Genomic DNA, 13236 nt, shown 5'->3' with positions numbered 1-13236 from the left:
ACCGGGCGCGGTCGGGCACGCTGGGCGACGAGGTGGAAGCCGGCGCTGAACGCGTTCGCGATAGCCTTCGAAGGCCGAATCAACTAACGATGCGCTCGGCCAGATCCACCGTTAATCGGACACACCCTCCTGGGTGCATCATGCAGCTTATCCTGGGCGGGTTCAGGGGGTCGTGTGAACACCCTGAACTGCGAGGAGTACGGTCATGGGTGGTCAGCGACGCGTACGGAAAACGTTTCGGGCCCAGGAAGTCGTGTTCTGGGAGAGGATCCGGACGGGTGATTCCACGATGGGTGCGGCCGGGCATGCTGGGTTTCATGCATCTCATGGGGATCGGGTGTTCGCGCATGCTGGTGGGATGGCGCCGAAACAGTCTGCTGAGATCCATCCCCGGTATCTGTCCCTGCAGGAACGCGAACGCATCCTCGTGGGGGTCTCTCGCGGGGATTCGCTCCGGCAGATCGCGAGAGATCTGGGCCGGTCTTCGTCGACGGTGTGGAACGAGTTGCGGCGCAACCGGGGTGCTGGGCCGATGTATCGAGCGAAGCGGCGCACCCGTCCGCCGCGGTCGACCCAGTGGTACTCGCCGTCGTATGCGCAGCGACGGGCCGAGCAACGCCTGACGCGTCCGAAACCGGGGAAGCTGCAGGAGAATCCGCGGCTCGCGTTCGTGGTGACGGCACGGTTGAGGCTCGGGCATTCCCCGGTCCAGATCATGCGACGATTGCGTATGGACTTTCCCGACGACTCGTCGATGCATATCTCGCATGAAGCGATCTACCGGTCGATCTACGTGCAGGGCAAAGGCGAGCTCTGAAGCGCTCTGGGTTTAGTTCCGTCCTGGGTTCTGGTCAGTGCTCCGCGAGCGCGGGCTGACCGTTCATAGCGTAGTAGTTCTCCTCCGTCTCGATCGGGGTCTGGTAGCCGAGGCCTTCGTGCAGACGGCGGTTGTTCCACCACCACACGTATTCGAGCGTCGCGAGTTCGACTTCCCGAGTCGTGCGCCAAGGCCCATGTCGACGGATGAGCTCGGCTTTGTAGAGCCCGTTGACGGTCTCCGCGAGCGCGTTGTCGTAGCTATCGCCGACAGAACCGGTCGAGGGCATCGCACCGACGTCAAGTCCCTGGTGGTGGTGTAGCGGTTGGTGATCCTTCTGTTGACGGGCTATGTCAGGCGCTGAGCTCGAGCGCGATGTCGGCCATCACCTCTTGACCATTGTCGATAGCGAGGGTGAGGCGGCTCTTGGCGAGGATGTCCGCCCTGGCGGTGTCGAGGTGCTCGTGCGCGTCGGGCAGCTTCTCCTTGACGTAGTCGAGCAGCCGGTCGAACTGAGCGTGAACAGCATCGGCGTCGAGTTGGTCGTAGACCGAGTGGAGCATCGCTTTGACCGCTGGCCACATGGTCTTCGGGGTCACGGACATCAGGTTCGCCGCGTAATGCGTGCGGCAGCGTTACCAGACAGCCCCGGGCAGGTTCGCCGCGATCGCCTCTACGAGGCCATGGTGGGCGTCGCTGGTGACCAGGCGCACCCCGCCCAGGCCGCGGGCGAGGAGGTTGGCGAAGAAGCTGTTCCACGCCGCCCCGGTCTCGCTCGTCGCGTCCCGCAGGCCGAGGACCTCGCGGCGCCCGTCTACGTTCACACCGGTCGCGGTCAGCACGACGGCGTTGATGACGCGGCCGCCCTCGCGGACCTTCATGGTGAGCGCATCGGCGGCGACGAACGTGAACGGGCCGGCCTCATCCAGTGGCCGGTGCCGGAACTGGTCGACGTGCTCGTCGAGCTCGGATGCCATCCGGGAGACCTGCGATTTTGAGAGGGAGTGGATCCCGAGGGTCTTCACCAGCTTGTCCATTCGACGGGTGGAGACGCCGGCGAGGTAGCAGTCGGCGACGACGGTGATCAGCGCGGACTCGGCACGCTTGCGACGTTCGAGCAACCACTCCGGAAAGTAGGTGCCCTGCCGGAGTTTCGGGACGGCGACGTCGATGGTGCCGACGCGGGTATCGAGGTCGCGGTGCCGGTAGCCGTTACGCTGCGTCAGTCGGTCGGGCGAGGGCTTGCCCCATTCGGCGCCGATCACGGCGTCCGCGTCGGCGGACAGCAGCGCGTTGATCATCGTTTGCAGCAAAGAACGCATCAGATCGGGCGACGCGTCGGTCAGGGCTTCGCCGAGCAGGCCGGCAGGGTCGACAATATGAGGAGCGGTCATCGTGTTGATGCCTTTCGAGTGGGATGTGAGAGTCTCCTCGAAGGACCACATGGTGACCGCGCCTACATCGACGACGGGGCTGGCCACCGGGTGGTTACACCACACTACGGGCACTACTTCGCGCCGAGTTCACGCACGCGTTCGCTGTACACAATCGACATGTAGTTCGACCCATGGACCGAGTGATGCCTCACCCCGGCAAGATCCCCATCGGCTCCCCACGCCGCCATCTCGAGCGCCTGCAGCGGCAGCACCTCCGCTTTCAGCGTGGCTGCGACGCTCCAGCCCACGATCTTGCGGGAGAACACATCGGTGATGAACGCGACGTACGCAAATCCCGACCACGTCGCGACATAGGTGATGTCCGCTACCCAGAGGCAGCGTGGCGCGGGTGCGGTGAACACGCGATTCACGAGGTCGCCCGGGAGTTCCTGCCCGCGGCCAGAGCGCGTCGTGTAGACCTTTGCTCGGCGCGTGATCCCCTGGACTCCTGCGAGTCGCATCAGACGGGCGGTCTGATCCCGGCCGATCTCCCATCCCTCGCGCTGCAGCAGGGCGTGCATCTTCCGAACCCCGTAAACGCCATAGTTCTCAGCGTGCAGACGCTGGATCTCAGGCACCAGCAACTCGTCGCGCAACTGCCTGACCGAAGCCGGCCTGGTCTTCGCCGCCCGATAGCCACGTGAGGTGAGAAACCGACGAACCGCCGCGCCCAGGACACGGCAGATGAACTCGACCCCGAAACGATCACGATGCTCGTCGATGAACGTGATCATTTCGTTCGTGGGTGGTCGAGTTCCTTCGCGAAAAATATCGACGCGGCTTTCAAGACCTCGTTCGCTTTCCGCAGTTCCGCGTTCTCGCGACGCAGGCGCCGATTCTCCTCAGCGATATCGGTCGTGATGCCGGGCTTCGCCCCGGCATCCATCTGAGCCTGTCGGTACCAGGTGCGGAGCGCTTCGACACCGACACCGAGCAGACCGGCGACGTGCCGGACCGCGCTGGTCGGGTTCGGGTGATCAGGCAGAGCTTCGGTCACCATCCGGACCGCGCGGACCTTCACCTCAGGGTCGTATTTCTTGGGCATCTTGTTCCTATCCTCGTATAGAGATCGGAACTAAACCCAGAGCGCTTCAGTGGTGGCGTGCATTCGGGCACCTCACCAAAGAGCGCACCTTGCTGCGCAACGGGAACTTCGGGTTCACCCATGACCGGCTCCGCAAAGCCTGGCTCCTGGTCCGCACCGTGGTCCGGAAAGACTTGCTCTTTACCTACATCGTCTACGGGAACCCGCGCACCACCTCCCCGCTCGAGGGCGGAGTGAACTCGCAGCTGCGTGATCTCCTCAAACACCATCGCGGAATGAGCGAAGAACACCGCAGGCGGGCAGCGGAATGGTTCCTCACCCTCCACGAGCTCCCACTGGAAGACGCTCTCAACACAGCAGCTCCGGTGCCCCGGAGACCGCGGCCACCGGCCCCGGAAGAGCCCGACGGGCCGACCCTCTACAGCACCGGGCTCGACGCTGGTGAAGGACTCTGGACCCGTGCTGGCTGGGCCGGCCGAGGGTAAACACGCGCGGGGCTATCCACTATTTCTGGCCGGTAACCCGCGAGAGCCCGGCCGATGGCCGGGCTCTCACATGTGACAGATGACGCGACTCAGGTGAGACCTATGTCACGACTCATCACAGGGTGGATCCTGGGAGAATCGAACTCCCGACATCCTGCTTGCAAAGCAGGCGCTCTACCAACTGAGCTAAGGACCCGTGTGCTGTTGTGAAAGAAACCCTCTTGCGAGGGTTTCGGTGGGGCTACCAGGACTTGAACCTGGGACCTCTTCATTATCAGTGAAGCGCTCTAACCGCCTGAGCTATAGCCCCTTGACCAAGAAATGACTCTACCGGATGCGCGGCGAAAACCGAAATCGACGCCGCGCACCGGCGAGCCGCACCTCAGTTGCTGGTGAACCCGAGCTGGAACCCGCCCAGCACGCGCACCAGCAGGTTGTAGACGAGCGAGCCGATGGCGCCCAGCGCAGTGCCCACGATGGTGTTCAGGATCGCGACGACCACCGCGAAGCCGAGCACCTGGGGGAAGCCGAGGAAGTTCATCAGGCTGTTCTCTTCGCCCACGATGTCCATGAAGAGCTCGTCGACCTTGCCGAGCACGCCGGTCTGCAGCAGCACCGTGTAGATCAGGACCGTCGCGACGACGCTCACCACCGCCAGGCAGATCGACACCAGGAAGGAGAACTTCACAGCCGACCAGAAGTCGATGTAGACGAGCTTCAGACGCACCTGCTTCGAGGGCGCCTTCTTGCGGGTCTTGCTGGCCAGCTTGTCGGCGACAGTGTTACTCATTCACGTCTTCCTTGTTCTCTGCGTGCTCGTCCTGGAGCTCGGACTCCGCGTCGTCGAGACCGCGCTCCGAGTTTCGCGCGATGCCAATGATACGGTCACCCTCTGGGAATCGCGCGAAGACCACTCCCATGGTGTTCCGTCCCTTGGCGGGAACCTCTGCGACATTGGACCGCACGACCTTGCCGCTGGCGAGCACGACGAGCACCTCGTCGGTCTCCCCCACGATCAGCCCGCCGACCAGGTCTCCCCTCGCCTCGTCGAGCTTCGCCACCTTGATGCCGTAGCCGCCGCGCTGCTGCACACGGTACTCGTTCACGGAGGTGCGCTTCGCATAGCCGCCCTCGGTGACGACGAAGACGTAGCCGTCCTCCGTGATCCGCGAAGCGCGGAGCAGGCTGTCGCCCTCGCGGAAGTTCATGCCCCGCACTCCGCTCGTGGAGCGACCCATGGGGCGCAGCGCCTGATCCGACGCCGTGAACCGCACCGACATGCCCTGCTTCGAGATGAGCAGCACGTCGTCGGTGGCCTCCGCGATGAATGCGGAGACGAGCTCATCGCCCTCGCGCAGCTTGATCGCGATGATGCCGCCGGTGCGGTTGGTGTCGTACTCGCCGAGCGCGGTCTTCTTCACGAGACCATCGCGCGTGGCGAGCACGAGGAACCAGCCCTCGGCGAAGTCGCGGACGTCGAGGATCTGCGTGATCGTCTCATCGGGTGCGAGCGCGAGCAGATTGGCGAGGTGCTGCCCCTTCGAGTCGCGCCCGCCCTCGGGGATCTCGTAGGTCTTCGCGCGGTAGACGCGGCCCGTGTTTGTGAAGAAGAGCAGCCAGTGGTGGGTGGTCGTCACGAAGAAGTGCTGCACGATGTCATCGGCCCGCAGCTGCGCGCCCCTGACGCCCTTCCCCCCGCGGTGCTGGGACCGGTAGTTGTCGATCCTGGTGCGCTTGACGTACCCGCCGCGCGTCACCGTGACGACCATCTCCTCCTCGGGGATCAGGTCCTCCATCGACATGTCGCCGTCGAACCCGTGCAGGATGTTCGTGCGACGCTCATCCCCGTAGCGGTGGACGATCTCGTCGAGCTCCTCGACGACGATGCTGCGCTGCTCGGAGGGCGACGCGAGGATGCCCTCGTATTCCTTGATCTGAGCCTCGAGCTTCGCGGCGAGATCCAGGATCTTCTGCCGCTCGAGAGCCGCGAGCCGGCGCAGCTGCAGGCCCAGGATCGCGTCGGCCTGCAGCTGGTCGACGTCGAGCAGTCCCATGAGCCCCTCGCGGGCCTCGTCGACGGTCGGAGAGCGGCGGATCAGCGCGATGACCTCGTCGAGGGCGTCCAGCGCCTTGAGGTAGCCGCGCTGGATGTGCGCCTCCGCCTCCGCCTTCTTCAGACGGAACTCGGTGCGGCGGACGATGACCTCGACCTGGTGCTTGCTCCACGCGGTGATGAAGCCGTCGAGGGCGAGGGTTCGGGGCACGCCGTCGACGATCGCGATCATGTTCGCGCCGAAGTTCTCCTGCAGCTGAGTGTGCTTGTAGAGGTTGTTCAGCACGACCTTCGGGATTGCGTCTCGCTTGAGCACGATGACGAGCCGCTGACCGGTGCGGCCGCTCGTCTCGTCGCGGATGTCGGCGATCCCCTGAACCTTGTTCTCCTTGACGAGGTCGGCGATCTTCACGGCGAGGTTGTCGGGGTTGACCTGGTACGGCAGCTCGGTGACGACCAGACAGGTGCGGCCCTGCAGCTCCTCGATACTGACGACGGCGCGCATCGTGATCGAGCCGCGTCCGGTGCGGTACGCCTCCTTGATCCCCTTCGTGCCGAGGATCTGCGCGCCCGTCGGGAAGTCGGGGCCCTTGATGCGCTCCATGAGCGCCTCGAGGAGCTCCTCCTTGTTCGCATCGGGGTGCTCGAGGTGCCACTTCGCCCCCTCGGCGACCTCGCGGAGGTTGTGCGGGGGGATGTTGGTCGCCATGCCGACCGCGATGCCGACCGATCCGTTCACCAGCAGGTTCGGGAACCGGCTCGTGAGGACCGCCGGCTCCTGCGTGCGGCCGTCGTAGTTGTCGTGGAAGTCGACCGTGTCCTCGTCGATGTCGCGCACCATCTCCATGGCGAGCGGGGACATCTTCGTCTCGGTATACCGGTGAGCGGCGGCGCCGTCGTTGCCCGGGGATCCGAAGTTGCCCTGGCCCAGCGCGAGCGGGTACCGCATCGCCCACGGCTGCACCAGGCGCACGAGCGAGTCGTACACCGCGCCGTCGCCGTGCGGGTGGAACTGGCCCATGACGTCGCCGATGACGCGGGTGCACTTCGAGAACGCCTTGTCGGGACGGTAGCCGCCGTCGTACATCGTGTAGATCACACGGCGATGCACCGGCTTCAGACCGTCCCGGACGTCGGGTAGCGCGCGCCCCACGATGACGCTCATCGCGTAGTCGAGATAGGAGCGCTGCATCTCGAGCTGCAGATCGACCTGGTCGATCTTGCCGTGCACCGCCTCCCCCGGCTGCTCCGCCGCGTTCAGCTCTTCGGGCTCGGGGTTCTGGTTCTCAGATGTCAAGGAAACGCACGTCCTTCGCGTTCTGCTGGATGAAGGTGCGGCGCGCGTCGACGTCCTCCCCCATGAGGGTGGCGAAGATCTCGTCGGCGGTCGCCGCGTCGTCCATGGTGATCTGCCGCAGGGTGCGGGTCTCGGGGTTCATCGTGGTGTCCCACAGCTCTTCGTGGTTCATCTCGCCGAGGCCCTTGTACCGCTGCACTCCGCTCTCCTTCTGCAGACGACGGCCGTTCTCGGCGCCCGCGGACAGGCGGAGATCCCGCTCCCCGTCGCTGAACACGTACTCGTGATCCGCGTTGGTCCACTTGATCCGGTACAGCGGCGGCTGCGCGAGGTATACGTAGCCGAGATCGATGAGCGGGCGCATGTAGCGGAACAGGAGCGTCAGCAGCAGCGTCGTGATGTGCTGCCCGTCGACGTCCGCGTCGGCCATGAGCACGATCTTGTGGTACCGCGCCTTCTCGGGGTCGAAGTCCTCGCCGATGCCGGCGCCGAAGGCAGTGATCATCGCCTGCACCTCGGCGTTGTTCAGAGCGCGGTCGAGGCGGGCCTTCTCCACGTTCAGGATCTTCCCGCGCAGCGGCAGGATCGCCTGTGTCTCGGGATTGCGCCCCTGCACGGCGGAGCCGCCGGCCGAGTCGCCCTCGACGATGAAGATCTCCGAGATCGAGGGGTCCTTCGAGGAGCAGTCCTTGAGCTTGCCGGGCATGCCGCCCGACTCGAGCAGCCCCTTGCGGCGCGCGGTCTCGCGTGCCTTGCGTGCCGCGAGGCGCGCGGTCGCCGCCTGGATCGACTTCCTGATGATCTCCTTGGCCGAGGCTGGGTTGCGCTCGAACCAGTCGCCGAGCTGGTCGCCGACGACCTTCTGCACGAAGGCCTTCGCCTCCGTGTTGCCGAGTTTCGTCTTGGTCTGCCCCTCGAACTGGGGCTCTCCGAGCTTCACCGACACCACGGCGGTCAGTCCCTCGCGCACGTCATCGCCGGAGAGGTTGTCGTCCTTGTCGCGGAGCAGGTTCTTGTCCCGCGCATACCGATTGACGAGTGTGGTCAGTGCGGCCCGGAAGCCCTCCTCGTGCGTACCGCCCTCGTGCGTGTTGATGGTGTTGGCGTAGGTGTGCACGCTCTCCGAGTAGGAGGTGGTCCACTGCATCGCGACCTCTGCGGCGATCTTTCGCTCGGTGTCCTCGGCCTCGAAGGAGATGATCTCGTCGTGCACGAGATCCGCCTTCTTGGCCGCGTTGAGGTGCTGCACGTAGTCCTCGATACCGCGCTCGTAGAGGAACTCCTCATGCGGCGCCGGAGGCGCGACGAGTTCGCCTTCATCATTCTCGACGGGCTCCTGGGGGCGCTCATCGGTGATCGTGATCCTGAGGCCCTTGTTGAGGAAGGCCATCTGCTGGAAGCGCGTGCGCAGCGTCGTGTAGTCGAAGTCGACGGTCTCGAAGATCTCCGGGCTCGGCCAGAAGGTGATCGTCGTGCCCGACTCGTCGCTGGGCTCCCCCTGGGCGAGAGGCGCGTCGGGAACGCTGTCGGTGAACGACATGTTCCACGTGAAACCTTGACGCCTCACGCAGACTTCGAAGCGGGTGGAGAGCGCATTGACCACGGAGGAACCGACACCGTGCAGTCCGCCGGAGACCGCGTACCCGCCGCCGCCGAACTTTCCGCCCGCGTGGAGCACCGTGAGCACGACCTCCACGGTCGACTTGCTGGGATCGCTCGAGTGAGGGTCGACGGGAATGCCGCGGCCGTTGTCGACCACGCGCACTCCCCCGTCCTCGAGGATCGTCACGTGGATCGTGTCGCAGTAGCCCGCCAGCGCCTCGTCCACCGAGTTGTCGACGATCTCGTAGACGAGATGATGCAGACCCCGCGGCCCCGTCGAACCGATGTACATGCCGGGCCGCTTGCGAACCGCTTCGAGCCCCTCGAGCACCTGAATGGCGCCGGCGCCGTACTCTTCCGCAGCCGCGGCCTCTTCTGAACTCATGCCTTGATTAATCTCTCTGCCGTCGTCTCAGAGCGCAAATTCCACCCCGGATACTTCCGCCGTCCAGCTTATCAATGACAAGCCGTGAAAACGGCTTTTCCGGGCGGTTGAGGGGCATTCTTATCGGAGGGTCGTCCCCCGGGATGATCTCGTCTCCCGCAACTCCCCTTCGAGACGTCGGCATCGAAGCATCCGCTTCTGCCCGTACCGCCCGCCCCGCAGGACGTGCCCAGCGCTTCTCGACCCCGTGATCGGAGCACCCTCGGCCGCCCCCGTGCCCTGGTCGGAACCCGGATGCCCCTCGATGCGGTCACCACCCTCGGTGGCGCGTGTCACCGGCGATCGCGTGAGCTCGGCGCCGCACGAGCTCGGGATCCGAAGACCTCGAACTCCCGCATCCGCAGCCGGCGAGTCCACTGCCGGTACGTGGCGGACACCCCCCGAACCCGCCGCACGAGCCCGCTCCTGCGGCGTTCCTCCGACGGCGGTTCCCGATCCGAGCACTCCTTCGACCCTATCAGCGACGTGCTCGTCGTGACCCTTCCGGTGCGGCCGCCGAGGGCCCGTCGATGGCCACCGAAGCTGCTCCCCGCGCCCGGCAGCATCGATGGGCTCGCATCGAGGACCTCCGCTCATCATGGGCGACGGGAAGAGCCCGAACCGAGGATACGATCGGCACTCCCCTGAGATCGTGCCTGGAAGGGGCGGCCGAGAGTCTCGGCCCGAGCACGAGACGCGAGCTCCAAGTCGAAGTACGACGCCGGCGCGAGGCAGGCCTGCAGGAGCGGAACACCAAGTCGGACTGCAGGACCGGAACAGGAGATCGGACCGCAAGACCGAAGCACGCAGTCGGAGCGCGAGTCCGGAGCACCCGTTCCTCCCGAGTCGAGCCGGCCGCTCGAACGCCACCGGAACTCGCACGCACCGAATGCTCAGCCGAACTCTCCGACCTCGCGTCGTGCACCAGCACCTCCGTCGACCGACGCACCGGACACTCAGACCCACCGGACCCACGGCATCCACCGACACCCGCGGACCGCCGGACCCACGAGGCTTCCCGCGCCCGCCGAACCAACGTATCCGCCGCACCCACCGACACCACCGCACCCACCGACACCACCAGACCTACCGGTTGCACCGGCCACACGACAGACGCCACCAGAAAACACCAGGTCAGACGCCAGGAAACGTGGGCGCGTCTATCCGTAGGTGTCGCGGGGACCTCGCCCCTGAACGGATCGCGGTCCATGCCGCCAGCTGGGTGCGCCCGGCGCGAGAAAGCGCAGATCACGGATCCCCGTGTCGGGATACTCCTCCAGCACCCGTGTCAGCATCTCCGCCCGCAGTCGCCTGAGCTCCGTGGCCCACGCCGTCGAGTCACACTGGATCTGCAGAATCCCGTCCTTGAAGCCCACCACGGTCGTGTGCTCGGCCGTCGGGCTTCCCACGAACTCGTCCCACTCGGTGACGAGTCTCGCCTGATCCAACTCCCGGGTCCACCCCATATCGGCGGCCGTGCTCTCGAGAATGGAACCGAGCATTCGGGGATCCCGGCCGGCGCCGAACGCTCTCCCTCCGCTCCCCTCGCCATGCCGTCGCCGTTGCCGACGGCCGAACGGTATGCCCTTCCAGACGGATTTCGCATGCAGATAGGCTTCGCTCGCGAACCCGGGCTCACCGTGAGCGATCATTCCGCACCGCCCTCCGAGATCGGCGTCGTACGCACGCGACCTCCGTCGATGTATGTGCGATGCCAGAATACGTCGTCAGGAACGTCTCCCTCGACGGCCGCGGTGACGATCACCTGCTCGAACTCGCTCACCGCAGCCATCAGACTTCTGCGGCGACTGGAGTCGAGCTCCGCGAAGACATCGTCGAGGATGATGACGGGATCCCCTCCGGGAGACTCCTCACGGAGCAACAACGCGGTGGCCAGGCGAAGCGACAGGATGAACGACCACGACTCGCCGTGACTCGCGTACCCCTTCACCGGAAGGCCGTTGAGCATGAAGAGAGCATCGTCGCGGTGCGGCCCCACGAGGGTGACTCCCCGATCCAGTTCCTGCGATCGCACCGCCCGGAGTGCAGAGGCGAACTGCTCGGCGATCGTTTCACGTGAAACATCCACGAGCGCAGCAGCTCCCCCATCGAGTGCATCGGCCGCTGTTTCACGTGAAACGTCCGACCGGAGGGTGTTCGTCGTGGACTCACTCAACCCGATGGTCGGTCGATGATCCTGATCGACCAGCACTGAGTAGCTCCGCCTCAGGGGCTCCCCCAATTCGGCGACGAGCCCGCGTCTGGCGTGCATGATCCAACTGCCGTACTCGATGAGCTGAGCATCCCAGACATCCAGTGTGGCATCCACGGCAGCACGCCCGCCACCCCGGGCGGACTTCAAGAGTGAGGTGCGCTGTCGCAGAACACGCTCGTAATCCGCGATCACGCCCGCCGCAGCTGGAGACCGTGAGATCAGCGCATCATCGAGGAACCTCCGTCGACCAGAGGGGTCGCCTCGGACGATGGTGAGATCCTCAGGGGCGAAGAGCACCGTCCGAAACCACCGCGTCAACTCACGCGGGCGCACGGCGTTGCGATTGACCTGTGCGCGGTTCGGGCGGTCTCGATTGAGCTGCAGCTCGAGCAGCACATCCCGACCGGAGGCCTCCACCCGCATTCGCGCGACTGCAGCCTCCGCCCCGGCGCGGATGAGCGCGGCATCTCCGGTCACCCGATGCGAACGGAGCGTGGCGAAGTATCCGATCGCCTCGACGAGATTGGTCTTCCCCTGACCGTTCCGCCCCACGAGCAGGTTCGGGCCGGGCTGCAGCTCGAGCTCCGCTGCTCGATAGTTTCGATAGTCGGCGAGCGAGAGATGGGCCACCCGCATCTGATCCCTACCTCAGCAGCAGGTTCGGCTGCAGCAGATAGCGGAAGCTCTCCTCGTCGGCTTCGTCCTTGCTCCGCTGGCTGGTGATGAGCACCGGCCCGGGCTTACCGGGGTTGTCGGTGCGGGTGAAGGCGATGCGGGCGAACTCGGAGTGGGTCGACCGAAGCCCGTCGAGCAGGAACTGGGGCTTCAGCGAGACCACCATCTCGTCGCCGACGAGGTGCGCGTCCACGGTCTCGACCGCCTGGGCGCTTTCGGTGCCGGCGGCCTCGAGCGTCACGGTCCCCTCGGCGAAGGAGAAGCGCAGCGCCGCCTCACGCTCGAGGACGAGCCCCACGCGGCCGACCGCCTCGATCAGATCAGCGGTGCTGACGACGGCGTAGTTGTCGACGCTCTCGGGGAACAGGCGGCCCACCGGCGGATAGTTGCCCTTGATGAGCAGCGATGTGACGGTCTTCCGTCCACCGGAGAATGCGACGAGCTCTCGCTCGCCGTCCTTCACGATCGCGAGCTGCACCTGACCGTCGCCGGAGAAGGTCTTGCCGACCTCGGTCACGATCTTCGAGGGGACGAGAGCCGTGAGCGACTCCTCCCCTGCACGGTTCTCCCAATCGATTCCGCGCGTGGCGACGCGATACCGGTCGGTCGCCGTCAGCGTGAGCGAGTTCTCATCGACTTCGAACTGCACACCGGTGATGACCGGCGTGACGTCGTCCTTCGAAGCTGCGAGGGAGACCTGGCCCACGGCCTCCGCGAACACATCAGCCGGCACCTCGCCCGATACCGTGTCGATCCGCGGGATCTGCGGGTACTCCTCGACCGGCATCGCAGGAAGGCTGAACGAGGCCGAACCGCAGCGCACCTGCACGCGGTTCTCCAGGAGCGACAGCTCGACGTCGGCGTGCGGGAGGCGCTGCGCGATCTCACCCAGCAGGCGACCCGAGACGAGGGCACGACCGGGCTCGGAGACCTGAGCGGTCACGCTGGTGCGGGCCGAGACCTCGTAGTCGAAAGAGGAGATCGTCAACTCATCGTCGGAGGCTTCGATGAGCGCACCGCTGAGCAGCGGCTGCGTGGGACGCTGCGGAAGCAACTTGACCGCAAACGACACGGCCTCATTGAACACGTCTCGATTGACGGTGAAACGCATCGCAACTCCTCGAGCTGATGGCGTCCCGCGCGCACGGAACGCCCGGACTGGGCCTGACAATCTTTGCATATTCCCG

General features: G+C 65.5%; 9 protein-coding genes, 2 tRNA genes and 2 pseudogenes. 1 reads left to right on the top strand and 12 read right to left on the bottom strand.

Annotation, left to right across the window (positions count from 1 at the left end):
* Positions 1 to 358 precede the first annotated feature (358 nt).
* A complete protein-coding gene (locus tag JD276_RS06815; protein WP_200114909.1) occupies positions 359 to 817 on the top strand; it encodes a helix-turn-helix domain-containing protein in 459 nt (152 codons plus the stop codon).
* 34 nt (positions 818 to 851) lie between these two features.
* Here JD276_RS06815 and JD276_RS06810 read toward each other — a convergent pair.
* The 12 genes and pseudogenes from JD276_RS06810 to dnaN all read right to left on the bottom strand — a co-directional run.
* Positions 852 to 1118, bottom strand: a pseudogene (locus JD276_RS06810) (integrase core domain-containing protein); the annotation flags it as partial.
* Positions 1119 to 1245: 127 nt separating this feature from the next.
* Positions 1246 to 2211, bottom strand: a pseudogene (locus JD276_RS06805) (IS256 family transposase); the annotation flags it as partial.
* A 113-nt stretch (positions 2212 to 2324) separates the two neighbouring features.
* On the bottom strand, positions 2325 to 2987 hold the full coding sequence (locus tag JD276_RS06800; protein ID WP_200114908.1) for an IS3 family transposase: 663 nt from the start codon (positions 2985 to 2987) through the stop codon (positions 2325 to 2327).
* Positions 2984 to 3298 (bottom strand): transposase, encoded by a 315-nt coding sequence (locus JD276_RS06795; RefSeq protein ID WP_200114907.1) that lies wholly within the window; start codon positions 3296 to 3298, stop codon positions 2984 to 2986. The genes JD276_RS06800 and JD276_RS06795 overlap by 4 nt, the downstream gene beginning before the upstream one ends.
* Before the next feature lie 608 nt (positions 3299 to 3906).
* Positions 3907 to 3979 (bottom strand) — tRNA-Ala (locus JD276_RS06790).
* Positions 3980 to 4019: 40 nt separating this feature from the next.
* A tRNA-Ile gene (locus tag JD276_RS06785) sits at positions 4020 to 4093 on the bottom strand.
* A gap of 72 nt (positions 4094 to 4165) precedes the next feature.
* Positions 4166 to 4573 carry a DUF3566 domain-containing protein gene (locus JD276_RS06780; RefSeq protein WP_200114906.1) on the bottom strand — a complete coding sequence of 136 codons (408 nt, stop codon included), beginning with the start codon at positions 4571 to 4573 and terminating at the stop codon, positions 4166 to 4168.
* Positions 4566 to 7097, bottom strand: a complete 2532-nt coding sequence (gyrA, locus tag JD276_RS06775; protein WP_200114918.1) for a DNA gyrase subunit A — start codon at positions 7095 to 7097, stop codon at positions 4566 to 4568. The genes JD276_RS06780 and gyrA overlap by 8 nt, the downstream gene beginning before the upstream one ends.
* A gap of 25 nt (positions 7098 to 7122) precedes the next feature.
* Positions 7123 to 9120, bottom strand: coding sequence for a DNA topoisomerase (ATP-hydrolyzing) subunit B (gene gyrB / locus JD276_RS06770; protein ID WP_200114905.1), 1998 nt, complete (start codon positions 9118 to 9120; stop codon positions 7123 to 7125).
* A 1199-nt stretch (positions 9121 to 10319) separates the two neighbouring features.
* Positions 10320 to 10661, bottom strand: a complete 342-nt coding sequence (locus JD276_RS06765; RefSeq protein WP_233615429.1) for a DciA family protein — start codon at positions 10659 to 10661, stop codon at positions 10320 to 10322.
* Positions 10662 to 10807: 146 nt separating this feature from the next.
* Entirely contained in the window at positions 10808 to 12010 is a 1203-nt protein-coding gene (gene recF, locus JD276_RS06760) for a DNA replication/repair protein RecF (RefSeq protein ID WP_200114903.1), read from the bottom strand.
* Between the two features lie 7 nt (positions 12011 to 12017).
* Positions 12018 to 13160 carry a DNA polymerase III subunit beta gene (gene dnaN, locus JD276_RS06755; protein WP_200114902.1) on the bottom strand — a complete coding sequence of 381 codons (1143 nt, stop codon included), beginning with the start codon at positions 13158 to 13160 and terminating at the stop codon, positions 12018 to 12020.
* Between the last annotated feature and the right edge of the window lie 76 nt (positions 13161 to 13236).

The organism is Leucobacter chromiisoli, assembly GCF_016522505.1.
Taxonomy (GTDB): domain Bacteria; phylum Actinomycetota; class Actinomycetes; order Actinomycetales; family Microbacteriaceae; genus Leucobacter; species Leucobacter chromiisoli.
The sequence above is the reverse complement of the archived record's forward strand: the minus strand, read 5'-3'. Positions and strand labels throughout refer to the sequence as shown.